This is a genomic window from Rhizobium sp. FG96 (assembly GCF_057808655.1).
This window is the reverse complement of record NZ_JBMDIL010000002.1, coordinates 474,381-488,870: the sequence shown is the minus strand read 5'-3', so window position 1 is coordinate 488,870 and position 14,490 is coordinate 474,381. Positions and strand designations below refer to the sequence as shown.

Genomic DNA, 14,490 nt, shown 5'->3' with positions numbered 1-14,490 from the left:
GCATGCAATTTTCCAACTTATAAATTGGAAAATAATATCCGTCAGGGAAAACATCAAGGCATACAGGCATGACCAGCATCGACCAGGGCGCCGCCCCGAAATCTTCCGTCTTCCAGCTCTTCACTCCAGGCCTGCTTCCGGCAACGCTGATGCTCGGCGGCGGCGTGACGCTCTACGCCGTCGAGAGCTACATCATGGCGACGATCGCGCCGTCGATCGTGCGCGATATCGGCGGATTGCCGCTGCTCTCCTGGGTGACGACGCTCTATGTGGCGGCTGCGGTTCTCGGGTCGATCTCGGTTGCCATGCGGCCGCGCGGCATGGGTCTTCGGATCGCCTATGTGTTCGGCGCCGTGCTCTTCGGCGGCGGCAGCCTGATCTGCGCGGCAGCACCCGCCATGGAAGTGGTGCTTGCAGGGCGCGCGGTGCAGGGTTTCGGCGCCGGCATTCTGGCGGCGCTTGCCTATGCCTTCGTTCGCTTTGCCTTTCCCGAACATCTCTGGCCCAAGGCCTCGACGCTCTATGCGGCGATCTGGGGCGTTGCGACGCTGCTTGGCCCCAGCGCCGGCGGGTTGTTTGCCGATGGCAGCAACTGGCGCCATGCCTTCATCATTCTCGTGCCGCTCGGCGTGCTGATGGCGGTGCTTGCGCCCTGGCTGCTGCCGAAGGCCCGGGACGACCGCGCGGAGAGCAAAATCCCCTTCCTGCAGATCATGCTGCTGATCGGCGCCGTGCTTCTCGTCAGCATCGCCGGAACGCTGGAGCATGCGGGCGGCAAGGCGCTGCTCGTGGGGCTCTCGGTGATTGCGATCGCGCTGATGCTGGTGATCGAGCGGCGGGGCAGGACGCGGCTGCTGCCGACGGGGGCGGTGACGCTCGTCAAGCCGGTCGCCCGCGTCTATCTCACCATGTTCACGCTGCTCGTGGTGCTGACCAGCGATATCTACATTCCTTATTTCCTGCAGGTCCTGCATGGCGTCACGCCGCTGATCTCCGGCTACCTGACTGCGCTGGTGGCGCTCGGCTGGACCTTCGCCGCCTTCTTCAGCGGCAATCTGCGCGGACCCGCGGCCATCAAGGCGATTATCGCCGGATGCGTGATCGAGGCTCTCTCGACGGCGGCGCTCGCGCTGCTTCTGGCGCGGGAAAACCATGCGGCCGATATCCTGATCCTCGCACCGGCGGCCTTCGCCATGCTGATGATGGGCTTCGGCGTCGGGCTGGGATGGGCGCATCTCGTCACCAAGGTGCTGCAGCTGGTGCAGAATTCCGAACAGGACAAGGCGTCCGCGGCGATCTCCACCGTGCAGTCGCTCGGCAGCGCCTTCGGCGCCGCGATCGCCGGCGTCATCGCCAACAGCACCGGACTGGTCCATCCCGGCGGGGTCGAGGGCAATATCTCGGCGGCGCACTGGCTCTATGCGGCCATGGCCCTGCCGGGGATCGTGACGGTGGTTGCGGCGCTGTCGCTGCGGGACGAGAGGGTCTGAAGTCCCACCTTCGACGGTTGCAGATGCTCGGGACAGGCCCGAGCATGACGGCGGTGGGAGTCGGCCAAGCTTAGAGCTTCAGCATGATCTTGCCGATATGGGTGCTGGTTTCCATGCGGCGGTGCGCCTCGACGACGTCTTCGAAGGCATAGACTTTGTCGATGACGGGTGAGACGCTTCCCGCCTCGAGCAGTGGCCAGACCTGCGAGAGGAGATCGTCGCGGATGGCGCGTTTTTCTTCTGCGGTGCGCGGGCGCATGGTCGAGCCCGTCACCGTCAGCCGCTTGACCATGATCGGCGTGAGATTGACCTTTTCGGCCATCGAGCCGCCGAGGAAGGCGATGATCGACAGGCAGCCGTCCTTGGCGAGCGAGGCGATGTTCTTCTCGAAATAGGCCGCACCGATCATGTCGAGCACGACATCGACGCCCTGCCCCGCGGTTTCCGCCTTGATGACCTCGGCGAAGTCCTCCGTCTTGTAGTTGATCGCTTTCGCCGCGCCGAGCTTGACGCAGGCGTCGCATTTGTCGGCCGAACCGGCGGTCGCGTAAACGGTAGCGCCAAAAGCCTTGGCGAGCTGGATCGCCGTCGTGCCGATGCCGCTGGAGCCACCGTGGATCAACACGCTTTCGCCTTCGGTCAATCCGGCCATCTGGAAGAGATTGGCCCAGACAGTGAAGAAGGTTTCCGGCAGCGCGGCAGCCTTGACGGCATCGTAGCCCTTCGGGAAAGGCAGCGCCTGGCCTGCCGGCAGCAGGCAATATTCGGCATAGGCGCCGCCATTGGCGAGGCCGCAGACCTTGTCACCGATCGTGTAGCCGGTGACGCCGGGGCCGATCGCTACGACTTCGCCGGAGAGTTCGAGGCCGAGAATGGGGCTGGCGTCCTTCGGCGGCGGATAGGCGCCCTGGCGCTGCGCGACATCGGGCCGGTTGACGCCGACGGCTTCGGTCTTCACCAGAATCTGGCCCTCGCCCGGAACCGGCAGCGGTCCGTTTGCGATCTTCATCGCATCGGGCGCGCCGAAGCTTGGCAGATCGACGAAACGCATGGTCGACGGCAGGGGCATATCCGGTCTCCTCATTCCGAAAGCACAGGAGATAATTCAGCGCCGGATGCTTGAAAAGGCGAGAAGTAGCAAAGGCGTCAATTCGCCTCGCCCAGGAGATGGAAGACGAGACCGTCGAGGCTTTCCTTGGCCGCCGCCTTGACGTGAGCGATCTCGGTGCCGACGCGGTTGATATCGTCGATGACGAGGCCATCCGGCAGCTCGAGAACGCCGATGGAGCAGCGCATCAGCGGGAACAGCGCCTCGGCGCCGGAACGGTCATGGCCGCGGATACTGCCCTTGGCGCGGTCGTGCTCGGAATAGAGATCGAGCACATCCTCGTGGAAATCGCTGATCAACCGGTCGAGGATTTCGCTGAGTTCCGCCTGCGTCCAGCCGACGACGCCGATGAAGAAATCGTCACCGCCGACATGGCCGAGGAAATGCCGCTCGGCGAAGAAATAGCGGCGCATCAGCGCGGCAAACAGCGAGATCGCGTGGTCGCCGAGATGGAAGCCATAGGCATCGTTAAACGGCTTGAAATTGTCGAAGTCGCAATAGCAGAAGTGGCGAACGCCATCGCCATCGCGGCCGGACTGGCGCATGAAATCGCGGATCGCGTGATTACCCGGCAGGCCCGTCAGCGGGTTCTGGTCCTGGGCGATCTTCAGCTGCTTTTCGTTGATGACCTTGATCAGCGCTGCGGCGGAGACGACGCCGGCATAGCGCATATTGTCCGTCAGGATCAGGCAGTTGCTGCCTTCCATATTGGCGAAGATCGACATCAGCCGCTCGGCATCGCTGTCGAGGCTGACGATCGGGGCGATCTCGACGAATTCGGAGATCGGCCGCTCATAGATCTTGTTCTTCAGCAGATCGCGGCCGAAGGGGTGGTAGATATACTGCTTCAGGTGATGTTCGTGGATGATGCCGCGCGGCTCGCCATTGGCGTTCAGCACCGGGAAGAAGCCCTGCCGCGGGTTGCGGCGGAAGAGCTCGAACACCGTATCGATGCTGTCGTTCTCGAACACCGTCGGTAGCAGCTCGATCTGCTTGCGGATCAGGATTTCGTCGAGCGACTGGGTGTTGCGCTTGTTCTGCCCGAGTTCCTGCAGATGCGGAAAGGCCGGGACGAGCTCGGAAATATGCGTGGTCGGGCGGGCGATGAACCAGCCCTGGACGAGATCGACGCCATATTCGCGGCACGCCAGGAACTCGGCCTCGGTCTCGATGCCCTCGGCGATGACACGGGTGCCGAGAACATGGGCGATGTTGACGATGTTCTTCAGGAGATGGCGCTTGCGCGGCTTGGTGTCGATATCGGCGACGAAGTGGCGGTCGATCTTCAGATAGTCGACGGCATAGTCGCAAAGCAGCTTCATCTCGCCGTGGCCAACGCCGAAATCGTCGATCGCCAGCTTGAAGCCGGTGCGGCGCAGCTTGGAGACCAGCGCCTCGAATTCCGGCACGCTGGTATTGTCGAAGCGCTCGGAAAATTCGAAGCAGACGGATGATGGCGGCAGGTTTGCGGCCTTCAGCTGCTGCAGCAGGTTCTCGATCAGCCGGTCGCCATGCGGGATCAGGCGGACGTCGAGATTGAGGAAGAGCGTCGATGTCGCGTAGTTGCCGAGCGTCGCGAACTTTGCCAGCGCGCGGCTGGCGACCATCTGCTCGAGCGGAAGAAGCTGATTGGAGCGATAGGCCTCATCGAGGATTTCGACCGGGGAATCGAAGCCGATGCGCTCCTGCCCGCGCATGAGCGATTCATAGCCGAATACCGTTCCGGTTCCGGCTTCGACGATCGGCTGGAAGGCGTTTTCTACGACGAGCTTAGCAAGCGTCACGATCTGATCGCTGGCATAGCGACGAACGACGCCGGGCGCGACGGCGGCAGTCAGAGACATGCCATTCTCCACTGTGAAGTCTTCTATTTCGCAGCGAAGATGGAGGAGAAGGGTCAACGAACCCTTTCCCCAATGTGAAACTTTTGTGAAAGCTGCAGGCGCCCGAGGCGCCTGCAGAGCAATTCAGATTTTTCTTATTTTATCAATCGCTTGACTAGGCCGAGCGGCGGCGCACGGCTTCATGATCGGCGAACATGTCGGCCACGCAGCGGCCGCTCCTGGCATGGCTTTCGCCATCGAGAATATCGTCCTTGTATTCGCCGAGCTTGCGGGCGGCATCCCAGAGGCGGAGCGCCTCGCGGACCACTTCGCTGCTCGATGCATAACCGCCGCTATCGACGGCATCGCGAATGCCTGCTGCTTGTACCGGTGAGATCGAGACTGTGACCATCGGCATGAAATTCCTCCCTTCGTTTTGCCGGGCAGAACCTGCCCAACGGGGGACGCATGACCATTCTTGGCGTGTTGTCCGGCGGTACATCGCCGGTGCCTTGGTATTCCTGAATTTTAGTCTCACGTCATATGCTTGTCAAAAAAAGAAATAATCCGTGATCGGGCCTGTGGATTACGGTCATAAACTGCGGCGTAGCGCGAGGCCGAAAGCGAGCATGGTGGAGCCCTGCAGCAGGAGGTCGGCGGCGAGGAAGAGACCGAGGATCCAGAGGCTGTTGACCGGCCAGCCGAGCGCGATGACGAAACCTGCGAGCGCGGTGACCACGCCGCTCGCGACGATCCAGCCCCAACCCTTGGCCGGCTTCATGCGCCGGCCGACCCAGACGCGGAAGACGCCGGCGATAACCAGCGCCACGGCGAGAAACAGCGTCAGCGCCGCGGACGCCAGGATCGGGTTCATGAAGGCGAAGAGCCCGGCCAAGACATAGAGAAGACCGCTCAGCACCCAGAAGAGGATGTGATCCCAGCCCCGCACCTGAAAGGCATGGGCGAGATAGACGATGCCGCCCGCCAGCATCAGCATGCCGACATAGTAGACCGACGCGACGGTGGCGACGAAGATGTTTGCGAAGGCGATGACGCCGCAGATCATCAGCAGCACGCCGAGACCGGCGAACCAGATCCATTTCGAATGCAGGGACGAAGACGGCATTCCCAAGACGCTTGCCATGACACACCTCCTGTGAGCGGGAGATATGTTGCACGATCCCCATCCGGAAAGACTTGACCTTCATCAAGCCTTCGCAAGATTTTTATTGATTGGTCAGTCAATCAAAAATAAGGTGACCGCAACTTCGAGAAAAGTTGGACGTCATGCCGAAGGTCGGAATGGAGCCGGTGCGCCGCAAGGCGCTTGTGGATGCTGCGCTGCGGGTGATCGGCGATCACGGCTCGCTGACCGTCACCATGTCCGAAATCGCCCGTAAGGCCGGTGTGTCCCCCGCGCTTGCCCACCACTACTTCGGCAGCAAGGAACAGCTGCTGATCGAGACGGTGCGCTCGCTTCTACGCCAGTTGCGCGACGACGCGGTGACAGCGCTGAAGGCGGCGCCTACGCCGCGCGAAAAGCTTTCGGCCGTCATCCGCGTCAGCTTCCAGGCCGACCAGTTCGCGCCTGAAACGATCGCCGCATGGCTCGCCTTCTATGCCGAAGCGCAGAGCTCGGAAGAGACCCGCCGCTTCCTCGTCATCTATGCGCGCCGCCTGCGCTCCAACCTGCTCGCCAACCTGAAGGCGCTTTGCCCCGCCGATGCCGCAGAACGCATCGCCGAGGGCGCTGCGGCGATGATCGACGGGCTCTATATCCGCCAAAGTCTGAAATCGGCACCGATCAGTATCGAGGCTTCGATCGGGCTGACGGAGGATTATGTGAACGCGCTGCTTGCTACGGCTCCCCCTTCTCCCCAGCGGGGAGAAGATGTCCGAAGGACAGATGAGGGGGTGAGCGACGCAGGAGCGAACGGCCGCAAGGCCGAGAAGGCAGCCCCCTCATCCGGCCCTGCGGGCCACCTTCTCCCCGAGGGGAGAAGGGACGACGAACACAAGCCATCCAAGGATAATTGACCATGAAAGCCCAGCCGAAAGCATCGCATTTCATCGACGGCGAGTATGTCGAGGATGACGCGGGCAGCGTGATCGAGAGCATCTATCCGGCAACCGGCGAAGTGATCGCCCGGCTGCATGCGGCAACGCCCGCGATCGTCGAGAGGGCGATCGCGGCGGCCAAGCGCGCCCAGCCGGAATGGGCGGCGATGAGCCCGACGGCGCGCGGCCGCATCCTGAAGCGGGCGGCCGAGATCATGCGCGAGCGCAACCGCGAACTCTCCGAGCTCGAGACACTCGATACCGGCAAGCCGATCCAGGAAACCATCGTCGCCGACCCGACCTCGGGCGCCGACAGCTTCGAATTCTTCGGCGGCATCGCGGCGACGGCGCTGAACGGTTCCTACATCCCGCTCGGCGGCGACTTTGCCTATACCAAGCGCGTGCCGCTCGGCGTCTGCGTCGGCATCGGCGCCTGGAACTATCCGCAGCAGATCGCCTGCTGGAAGGGCGCGCCGGCGCTCATCGCCGGCAATGCCATGGTTTTCAAGCCCTCCGAGAATACGCCGCTCGGCGCCCTGAAGATCGCCGAAATCCTGCATGAGGCCGGCCTGCCGAAGGGGCTCTACAACGTCATCCAGGGCGATCGCGAGACCGGGCCGCTGCTCGTCAACCATCCTGACGTCGCCAAGGTTTCGCTGACGGGATCGGTGCCGACGGGCCGCCGCGTTGCGGCTGCGGCCGCCAGCCACCTGAAGCATGTGACGATGGAGCTCGGCGGCAAGTCGCCGCTGATCGTCTTCGACGACGCCGACATCGACAGCGCCATCGGCGGCGCGATGCTCGGCAATTTCTACTCGACGGGACAAGTCTGCTCGAACGGCACGCGCGTCTTCGTGCAGAAGAAGATCAAGGGCGAATTCCTGAAGCGGCTGAAGAGCCGCACCGAGGCGATGGTGATCGGCGATCCGATGGACGAGGCAACGCAGATCGGCCCAATGGTTTCCTGGGCGCAGCGCCAGAAGGTTCTCGAGTATATCGAGAAGGGCAAGGCCGAGGGCGCGACGCTGCTCGCCGGCGGCGGCATTCCGAACAATGTGGCGGGTGAAGGCTACTACGTGCAGCCGACCGTGTTTGCCGATGTGACCGACGAGATGACCATCGCCCGCGAAGAGATCTTCGGTCCTGTCATGTGCGTGCTCGATTTCGACGACGAGGCCGAGGTTATCGGCCGGGCCAACGCCACCGAATTCGGCCTCTCGGGCGGCGTGTTCACCGCCGACATGACCCGCGCCCACCGCGTCGTCGATCTGCTGGAAGCCGGCACGTTGTGGATCAACACCTACAATCTCTGCCCGGTCGAAATCCCCTTCGGCGGCTCCAAACAATCCGGCTTCGGCCGCGAAAACTCGGCAGCGGCGCTGGAGCACTATTCCGAACTGAAGACCGTCTATGTCGGCATGGGGCCGGTGCAGGCGCCTTATTGAGACTTTGAGATAAGAGAACCCCTCTTCCGCTTTGCCGTGCAGCCCCCTCATCCGCCCTTCGGGCACCTTCTCCCCGAGGGGAGAAGGGAACACGAGGCCGCGCGGCACATCTCTTCTCCCCTCGGGGAGAAGGTGGCGGCAGCCGGATGAGGGGGCCGCCCGGACGAACCTAGAAGAGAGACCCATGCAAGCAGATTTCGTCATCATCGGCTCCGGCTCGGCGGGCTCCGCCCTTGCCTACCGTCTCTCCGAAGACGGCAAGAATACCGTCATCGTCATCGAGGCCGGCGGGTCGGATTTCGGGCCGTTCATCCAGATGCCGGCAGCGCTTGCCTGGCCGATGAGCATGAAGCGCTATAACTGGGGCTATCTCTCCGAGCCCGAGCCCAATCTCAACAACCGGCAGATCACCGCGCCGCGTGGCAAGGTGATCGGCGGTTCGTCGTCGATCAACGGCATGGTCTATGTTCGCGGCCACGCCGAGGATTATAACCGCTGGGAAGAACTCGGGGCGCAGGGCTGGGCCTATTCCGACGTGTTGCCCTATTTCAAGCGCATGGAACACAGCCATGGCGGCGAGGAAGGCTGGCGCGGCACCGATGGGCCGCTGCATGTGCAGCGCGGCGTCTTCCGCAACCCGCTGTTCCAGGCCTTCGTCGAGGCCGGCAAGCAGGCGGGTTTCGAGACGACGGAGGATTACAACGGCTCGAAGCAGGAAGGCTTCGGACTGATGGAGCAGACGATCTTCGGCGGCCGCCGCTGGTCTGCGGCATCGGCCTATCTGAAGCCGGCGCTGAAGCGGCCGAACGTCTCGATCGTCTATGGTCTCGCCCGCAAGGTGGTCATCGAGAACGGCCGGGCCGTCGGCGTCGAAATCGAGCGCGGCAGCAGCGTCGAGGTTATCAAGGCGAACCGCGAGGTGATCGTCTCGGCCTCCTCCTTCAACTCGCCGAAGCTGCTGATGCTCTCCGGCATCGGCCCGGGCGCGCATCTGCAGGAGATGGGCATCGAGGTAAAGGTCGACCGGCCGGGCGTCGGCGCCAATCTTCAGGACCATATGGAATTCTATTTCCAGCAGGTCTCTACCAAGCCGGTGTCGCTCTATTCCTGGCTGCCGTGGTTCTGGCAGGGGGTCGCCGGGGCGCAGTGGATGTTCACCAAGTCGGGCCTCGGCACCTCGAACCAGTTCGAGGCCTGCGCCTTCCTGCGCTCGGCGCCGGGGATCAAGCAGCCGGATATCCAGTATCACTTCCTGCCTGTGGCCATCAGCTATGACGGCAAGGCGGCGGCCAAGAGCCATGGCTTCCAGGTGCATGTCGGCTACAATCTCTCGAAGTCGCGCGGCAATGTCACGCTGCGCTCGTCCGACCCGAAGGCCGATCCGGTCATCCGCTTCAACTATATGAGCCATCCGGAGGATTGGGAGAAGTTCCGCCACTGCGTGCGCCTCACCCGCGAGATCTTCGGCCAGCAGGCCTTCGACCAGTATCGCGGGCCGGAAATCCAGCCGGGCGAAAAAGTGCAGAGCGACGACGAGATCGACGCCTTCCTGCGAGAGCACCTGGAAAGCGCCTACCACCCCTGCGGCACCTGCAAGATGGGCGCTAGCAACGACCCCATGGCCGTCGTCGACCCGGAAACCCGCGTCATCGGCGTCGACAACCTGCGCGTCGCCGATAGCTCGATCTTCCCGCATGTGACCTACGGCAACCTCAACGGCCCGTCGATCATGACCGGCGAGAAGGCGGCCGACCATATTCTCGGCAAGCAGCCACTGCCACGGTCCAATCAGGAGCCGTGGGTCAACCCGCGCTGGGCGGTGAGCGACCGGTAATCGGGAGCTTAGTGGTAGTCGTCTTCGCGTTGGTGGCGGATGGCGGCGATGGTGACGGCCTGGCTCCCGTCGATGTGGAAGAGAACCACATATCCCGAGGAGCCAAAGGGCACCAGCAATTCGCGCATCAGCGTATTCTCCGCACTCGCCTTGCGGCACGAGAATGGGAATTCCTCAAGCACGACCAGCGCCTTCATGATGGCATCATAGGCGCGGTCTGCGAGGTCGAGGTCGTAGGCGATGAGATAATCGTAGAGGCGGTAGAGGTCTTCCAGCGCCTCGTCGGTGAAGCGAAGCTGATAGCTCATTCCTGCCCGGCCGCGCGCTTTGCCTTGGCGGCATCAAGCTTGGCCTTCAACATGGCCATCACGTCTTCAGCACTGTGATAGATGCCCGTCCGCTCGGCTTCCGCCAGCGACGCCAGCCCCCGCGCGATGAACTCCGCCTGCGTCTTACGATAGTGAACCTGACGCCGCAGCGAGTCTTCCATCAGCGCCGAAAGGGTCTCCCCTTCCTTCAGCACGCTCTCGGCGGCAGCGCGCAATTCGGGATCGACGCGAAGGGATGGCAGGGTTGCGGTTTTCATGGTGCGCTCCATGCGTTGCAATTGCGATGCATGATGCCGAACTTCAAGTTCAGAATCAACTAGAGGAAACCGATCCATCGTCCCGCGAGGAGACTCGCAATCCAGGCGCAGAAGGAGATGCCGGCGGCGTATCGGATGCGGGGTGGGGCGATCTCGTCGGCGAGCGTGTGGCGCCAACCCTTCCCTGTATGGATGAGGATGGCGTTGAGGATGCCGAGGGCGATGATCGAAAGCTTGGCGAGGAAGGCGGGGTTTTCGGCATACTCGGCCGGGCGGACGCTGGCGAGGAGTGCGCCGGTGAGGATGGCGAGGACGAGGCCGGTGGCAGCGGCGGTGGAGAGGAAGGGGCCGATGACAGCGAGCGGGACGGACTGGAACCAGCCCATGAGCCTGAGATCAAGCGGCAGGATGGCGCCGATCAGTAGGCCGATCGACAGGATGTGGGCGGCGTTCACGACGATGTAGAGCAGCGTCGAGCGCCGGAGGGTGACTGCCGGCGGCGCTGCGGCGATCCATTCGAAGAGGTCTGCGGTCATCCGTCAGTTCGTCTGGATGCGTTCGGGATAGATGTCGTAGCGCTTGCCTGAGACTGTGATGCGCACCGCCTTCAGGCGCTTCTCGCTGGCGTCCTGCGAGCGGTTGCCGAGGGCGACGATGGCGTCACCATTCTTCGCTGAGCCCTCGACGAAGCCGGAGCGTTCCGTCTGGCGTGGATTGCCGAGCTCGACCCGCCAGACGCCATCGGCCGCGGCAACGTCGAGCGACGGATGCGGGCCGCCCATCGAAATCTGCTGGATCGTGCCCGTCAGTTCCATCTGCTCGGCCTCCGCCCAGGACCAGCCGTGATGGGCTGCGGCGCCTGTTGCGAAGACTGCGGCGAGTGCTGCGGCGGCGATCGATTTCCTGATCATGGATATGCGCATGTCGCTTCTCCCTACCCTGTTGCGGCAAGGGGCAAGTGGCGCGGCGGGCAGGCTTGGGAAGGTATTTCACCAAATGTTGAAACAAGGGGTGATCTTTGCCGGCGATTGGGACTAGAAGGGGATGCCCCCATCACGTGCCAGAGTTCCCCATGCCCTCCTCCTATCGCAATTCAAAGCTGCTCCGCCGTTCCCGCGTCATATGGGGATCCTTCTCGCTCTGGCGGCCGCGGCTGGTTTTCTGGTGCGGGGCGCTGGCGATCGGGGTGATCAGCGTCGGCTTTGCCAAGCTGGCCGATCTGGCGCAGAAGGCCTTTACCGGACTGACATCCTCGGGCGAATGGGCCTTCCTGCTGCCGCTCGTCCTGACACCCTTCGTCTTCATGCTGTCGGCCTATCTGGCAGCAACGTTGTTTCCGAATTCGCAGGGCAGCGGCATTCCGCAGGCGATCGCCGCCCGGCATCTGCGCGACGAGGAGGACCGGACGCGGCTCTTGTCGCTCAGGATCGCCTTCGGCAAGATCGTGCTGACGGTGCTCGGGCTGTTTTCCGGCGCCTCGATCGGCCGCGAGGGGCCGACGGTGCAGGTCGGCGCGTCGATCATGCTGGCGGTTGCCCGCTTCGGCGGTATGGCGCAGGCGCGCGGGCTGATCCTGGCGGGGTCGGCGGCGGGCATCGCAGCGGCCTTCAACACGCCGCTCGCCGGTATCGTCTTTGCCATCGAGGAGATGAGCCGCACCTATGAGTCGCGGGCGAACGGGCTGGTGCTCACTGCGGTCATCCTCTCCGGCCTTGCGGCGCTGGGGCTTGCGGGAAGCTACAACTATTTCGGCGAAGCCTCCGTCGCGCCGACGCAATTGCGCGACTGGGGCCTTGTGCTCGTCTGCGGCATCGGCGGCGGGGCGCTCGGCGCTGCCTTCAGCGGCTTTGCCCTGCATTTCGGCCAGAAGATCCGCCGCTGGGCGCAACCCCAGCCGCTGAAGCGCATGCTGGCGGTCGCCGGTATCTGCGGTCTCGCCATCGCCGTGATCGGCATCCTCTCCGGCGGGACGACCTTCGGCACCGGCTACGAGCAGGCGCGCGGTGCCGTGGAAGGTCACGCGCTGCCGCTCCTCTTCTTTGTCGAGAAACTGGCCGCGAGCTTCCTGTCGATGATTTCAGGGATTCCGGGCGGCATCTTCGCGCCATCGCTTGCCGTCGGCGCCGGTTTCGGCAGCACGGTCGGCTCGCTGCTCGGCACCAGTGTCGCGCTCGCCGCCATCCTCGGCATGGCCGGATATTTCTCCGGCGTCGTGCAGGCGCCGATGACCGCCTTCGTCATCATTCTCGAAATGACCGGAGACCACCAGGCCGTCATCCCGATCATGGCCGTCTCGATGATCGGCTACGTAACGTCGCGCATCCTGTCGCGCGAGCCGCTCTATCACGGCCTGTCGCGCGTCTTCATCGCCGCAGCCATCCGGGCGCGGCGGGCGATCGAGAAGGAAGAGGTGGCAGGCTAGGCGAGCATCCGCGTCACGACGGCGCCCTTTGCGGGGGCGACGGCGTCGGCGATCGTCGTCGAGAACAGCACCTTGCGGGTTGCGTCGGCGACCTTGGCGAAGACGTGGCGGATTTCGCAGTTCTGTTCGCCGTCGCAGTCATCGCATTTGCGGTAGGCGGTGATCGACAGGCAGGGAAGCGGCGCGATGGGGCCGTCGATGATGCGCAGGATTTCGCCGAAGGTGATCATGTCGGCGGGCTTCAGCAGCAGATAGCCGCCCGCCTTGCCGCGGCGGCTGACGACGATGCCCTGATGCTTGAGGTCGAGAAGGATCTGCTCGAGGAATTTCTTCGGGATCTTCTGCTGTGCAGCAATATCCGAGATCATCACCGGTTCGTCGGCATCGGCTTCCGCCAAAACCGTGAGCGCACGGAGCGCATATTTTGCCTTCTGCGTAATCATTTTAGACCGTCACACACACCAGCGGCCCGTGAGCCCCGCCGCTTTTCAAGCTTACCTGCACCCCTATTGCACAACCAGCATGAACGGAATTTGAACGCGCCGGCAAAAGCCTTGAGATACAAGCATTTTGGCCCTGTTTTTCAAGCTTGGCCAATGGGCTTAATTCTACGTCAAAATTGCGTCTTCCGCATCTTTCAGCGCATCACTTCAGATTTCGAATTGACAGGCGGCGTGTAACTCTACTAAATCACTAGACATTAGCGCTGCCCGCCGGCTTTCATCGCCGGGGCGGCTGCTTTTCTGCATTGCGGCAGCTTCGGAGAGATATTTGCTCCTGCTTATGCTGCTTTCGAAATCCCTTTTTCTGTCCGATCCCTCCTCCAGCTGCGATACTCCGGCCAACATCGAGGACAGGATTGCCATGACTGTTATCCATACAATCGAAGAGGCCGAGGCGCTGAATGCCAAGCTCGCGTCTCTCGACCTTGCCGGAAGGCTGGCCTTTGTCGCCGGTCTCGGCGGCCGCGCCGTCTTCACGACGTCGCTCGGCATCGAAGACCAGGTGATCACCGCCGAGATCGGCAATCACCGTCTGCCCATCGACGTCGTGACGCTGCAGACCGGACGGCTCTTTCCCGAGACGCTGGCGCTGATCGACGAGACCGAGAGCCAGTACGACATCAAGATTTCTCGCTACGAGCCCGAACAGGCCGATATCGACGCCTATGCGGCGAAGTATGGCCTGAACGGTTTCTACGAAAGCGTCGAAGCCAGGCATGCCTGTTGTGGCGTGCGCAAGCTGAAGCCGCTTGCGCGCGCACTCAATGGGGCAACCATCTGGATCACCGGTCTGCGCCGCGGTCAGTCCAACAACCGCGCCGACACGCCCTTTGCCGAATATGACGCCGAGCGCCATCTGCTGAAGGTCAACCCGCTGGCCGACTGGGATATCGACGTGATCAAGGCCTATGTCGCCGACAACAGCGTGCCGGTGAACCCGCTGCATGCGCGCGGCTATCCCTCGATCGGCTGCGAGCCCTGCACCCGCGCCATCAAGCCCGGCGAACCCGAGCGCGCCGGCCGCTGGTGGTGGGAACAGGACGAAAAGCGCGAATGCGGCCTGCATGTTGCTGAAGAGGCGTCGGCGATCCCGGCTGCTCAGTAAGCGAGGGCAACGCCCGGAGCCCCCTCATCCGGCCCTTTCGGGCCACACGGTGCAACGCCGGTGAGGCCACGAAACAAGATCACGCAGAGGCATCTCTGCACACGAATTGAGAAGTC

At 63.1% G+C, this 14,490-nt stretch carries 16 protein-coding genes; 6 read left to right on the top strand and 10 right to left on the bottom strand.

Going from position 1 to position 14,490, the window contains the following annotated elements; translation table 11 throughout:
- The first annotated feature begins 68 nt into the window (after positions 1 to 68).
- Positions 69 to 1,490, top strand: coding sequence for an MFS transporter (locus ACODR6_RS05635; RefSeq protein ID WP_489021358.1), 1,422 nt, complete (start codon positions 69 to 71; stop codon positions 1,488 to 1,490).
- Between the two features lie 70 nt (positions 1,491 to 1,560).
- Here ACODR6_RS05635 and ACODR6_RS05630 read toward each other — a convergent pair whose 3' ends face one another.
- From ACODR6_RS05630 to ACODR6_RS05615, 4 genes are all read right to left on the bottom strand, one after another.
- Positions 1,561 to 2,559, bottom strand: coding sequence for an NAD(P)H-quinone oxidoreductase (locus tag ACODR6_RS05630; RefSeq protein WP_489021356.1), 999 nt, complete (start codon positions 2,557 to 2,559; stop codon positions 1,561 to 1,563).
- A gap of 77 nt (positions 2,560 to 2,636) precedes the next feature.
- Entirely contained in the window at positions 2,637 to 4,442 is a 1,806-nt protein-coding gene (locus ACODR6_RS05625; RefSeq protein WP_489021354.1) for a GGDEF domain-containing protein, read from the bottom strand.
- 154 nt (positions 4,443 to 4,596) lie between these two features.
- Positions 4,597 to 4,839, bottom strand: coding sequence for a ribbon-helix-helix domain-containing protein (locus tag ACODR6_RS05620; protein WP_112719257.1), 243 nt, complete (start codon positions 4,837 to 4,839; stop codon positions 4,597 to 4,599).
- A gap of 174 nt (positions 4,840 to 5,013) precedes the next feature.
- Positions 5,014 to 5,565, bottom strand: a complete 552-nt coding sequence (locus ACODR6_RS05615; RefSeq protein ID WP_199626394.1) for an HdeD family acid-resistance protein — start codon at positions 5,563 to 5,565, stop codon at positions 5,014 to 5,016.
- Between the two features lie 143 nt (positions 5,566 to 5,708).
- On the opposite strand from ACODR6_RS05615, the gene betI reads away from it, so the two are divergent.
- The 3 genes from betI (at position 5,709) to betA (ending at position 9,758) form a co-directional block, all read left to right on the top strand.
- Positions 5,709 to 6,458 carry a transcriptional regulator BetI gene (gene betI / locus ACODR6_RS05610; RefSeq protein WP_489021351.1) on the top strand — a complete coding sequence of 250 codons (750 nt, stop codon included), beginning with the start codon at positions 5,709 to 5,711 and terminating at the stop codon, positions 6,456 to 6,458.
- A 2-nt stretch (positions 6,459 to 6,460) separates the two neighbouring features.
- The gene (gene betB / locus ACODR6_RS05605; RefSeq protein WP_489021349.1) at positions 6,461 to 7,924 is read left to right on the top strand and encodes a betaine-aldehyde dehydrogenase; all 1,464 of its coding nucleotides are present in this window, start codon (positions 6,461 to 6,463) and stop codon (positions 7,922 to 7,924) included.
- 184 nt (positions 7,925 to 8,108) lie between these two features.
- Positions 8,109 to 9,758 carry a choline dehydrogenase gene (gene betA / locus ACODR6_RS05600; RefSeq protein WP_489021347.1) on the top strand — a complete coding sequence of 550 codons (1,650 nt, stop codon included), beginning with the start codon at positions 8,109 to 8,111 and terminating at the stop codon, positions 9,756 to 9,758.
- Positions 9,759 to 9,766: 8 nt separating this feature from the next.
- Here betA and ACODR6_RS05595 read toward each other — a convergent pair whose 3' ends face one another.
- From ACODR6_RS05595 to ACODR6_RS05580, 4 genes are read right to left on the bottom strand one after another with little or no spacing between them, the layout of a single operon-like run.
- Positions 9,767 to 10,066 (bottom strand): type II toxin-antitoxin system RelE/ParE family toxin, encoded by a 300-nt coding sequence (locus tag ACODR6_RS05595; RefSeq protein ID WP_489021345.1) that lies wholly within the window; start codon positions 10,064 to 10,066, stop codon positions 9,767 to 9,769.
- Entirely contained in the window at positions 10,063 to 10,344 is a 282-nt protein-coding gene (locus ACODR6_RS05590; RefSeq protein ID WP_112712745.1) for a YlcI/YnfO family protein, read from the bottom strand. The genes ACODR6_RS05595 and ACODR6_RS05590 overlap by 4 nt, the downstream gene beginning before the upstream one ends.
- Before the next feature lie 59 nt (positions 10,345 to 10,403).
- Positions 10,404 to 10,880, bottom strand: coding sequence for a DUF6644 family protein (locus tag ACODR6_RS05585; protein ID WP_489021342.1), 477 nt, complete (start codon positions 10,878 to 10,880; stop codon positions 10,404 to 10,406).
- Positions 10,881 to 10,883: 3 nt separating this feature from the next.
- A complete protein-coding gene (locus ACODR6_RS05580) occupies positions 10,884 to 11,267 on the bottom strand; it encodes a DUF6152 family protein (protein WP_112712753.1) in 384 nt (127 codons plus the stop codon).
- 149 nt (positions 11,268 to 11,416) lie between these two features.
- Here ACODR6_RS05580 and ACODR6_RS05575 point away from each other — a divergent pair, with 149 nt between their 5' ends.
- Positions 11,417 to 12,766, top strand: a complete 1,350-nt coding sequence (locus ACODR6_RS05575; protein WP_489021340.1) for a chloride channel protein — start codon at positions 11,417 to 11,419, stop codon at positions 12,764 to 12,766.
- On the opposite strand, the gene ACODR6_RS05570 is transcribed toward ACODR6_RS05575, so the two are convergent.
- The gene (locus ACODR6_RS05570) at positions 12,763 to 13,209 is read right to left on the bottom strand and encodes an RrF2 family transcriptional regulator (RefSeq protein WP_112712759.1); all 447 of its coding nucleotides are present in this window, start codon (positions 13,207 to 13,209) and stop codon (positions 12,763 to 12,765) included. The two genes, ACODR6_RS05575 and ACODR6_RS05570, sit on opposite strands and share 4 nt — an antisense overlap.
- A gap of 207 nt (positions 13,210 to 13,416) precedes the next feature.
- The gene (locus ACODR6_RS05565) at positions 13,417 to 13,632 is read right to left on the bottom strand and encodes a hypothetical protein (protein WP_449096405.1); all 216 of its coding nucleotides are present in this window, start codon (positions 13,630 to 13,632) and stop codon (positions 13,417 to 13,419) included.
- Between ACODR6_RS05565 and ACODR6_RS05560 the strand changes: the two genes are divergently transcribed.
- Positions 13,631 to 14,374, top strand: a complete 744-nt coding sequence (locus ACODR6_RS05560; protein WP_112714314.1) for a phosphoadenylyl-sulfate reductase — start codon at positions 13,631 to 13,633, stop codon at positions 14,372 to 14,374. The two genes, ACODR6_RS05565 and ACODR6_RS05560, sit on opposite strands and share 2 nt — an antisense overlap.
- Positions 14,375 to 14,490: the final 116 nt, after the last annotated feature.

Coding starts and splice junctions, on each gene's coding strand:
- ACODR6_RS05635 (WP_489021358.1), top strand. CDS start 69: ATGACCAGCATCGACCAGGGCGCCGCCCCGAAATCTTCCGTCTTCCAG.
- ACODR6_RS05630 (WP_489021356.1), bottom strand. CDS start 2,559: ATGCCCCTGCCGTCGACCATGCGTTTCGTCGATCTGCCAAGCTTCGGC.
- ACODR6_RS05625 (WP_489021354.1), bottom strand. CDS start 4,442: ATGTCTCTGACTGCCGCCGTCGCGCCCGGCGTCGTTCGTCGCTATGCC.
- ACODR6_RS05620 (WP_112719257.1), bottom strand. CDS start 4,839: ATGCCGATGGTCACAGTCTCGATCTCACCGGTACAAGCAGCAGGCATT.
- ACODR6_RS05615 (WP_199626394.1), bottom strand. CDS start 5,565: ATGGCAAGCGTCTTGGGAATGCCGTCTTCGTCCCTGCATTCGAAATGG.
- betI (WP_489021351.1), top strand. CDS start 5,709: ATGCCGAAGGTCGGAATGGAGCCGGTGCGCCGCAAGGCGCTTGTGGAT.
- betB (WP_489021349.1), top strand. CDS start 6,461: ATGAAAGCCCAGCCGAAAGCATCGCATTTCATCGACGGCGAGTATGTC.
- betA (WP_489021347.1), top strand. CDS start 8,109: ATGCAAGCAGATTTCGTCATCATCGGCTCCGGCTCGGCGGGCTCCGCC.
- ACODR6_RS05595 (WP_489021345.1), bottom strand. CDS start 10,066: ATGAGCTATCAGCTTCGCTTCACCGACGAGGCGCTGGAAGACCTCTAC.
- ACODR6_RS05590 (WP_112712745.1), bottom strand. CDS start 10,344: ATGAAAACCGCAACCCTGCCATCCCTTCGCGTCGATCCCGAATTGCGC.
- ACODR6_RS05585 (WP_489021342.1), bottom strand. CDS start 10,880: ATGACCGCAGACCTCTTCGAATGGATCGCCGCAGCGCCGCCGGCAGTC.
- ACODR6_RS05580 (WP_112712753.1), bottom strand. CDS start 11,267: ATGCGCATATCCATGATCAGGAAATCGATCGCCGCCGCAGCACTCGCC.
- ACODR6_RS05575 (WP_489021340.1), top strand. CDS start 11,417: ATGCCCTCCTCCTATCGCAATTCAAAGCTGCTCCGCCGTTCCCGCGTC.
- ACODR6_RS05570 (WP_112712759.1), bottom strand. CDS start 13,209: ATGATTACGCAGAAGGCAAAATATGCGCTCCGTGCGCTCACGGTTTTG.
- ACODR6_RS05560 (WP_112714314.1), top strand. CDS start 13,631: ATGACTGTTATCCATACAATCGAAGAGGCCGAGGCGCTGAATGCCAAG.
- ACODR6_RS05565 (WP_449096405.1), bottom strand. CDS start 13,632: ATGGCAATCCTGTCCTCGATGTTGGCCGGAGTATCGCAGCTGGAGGAG.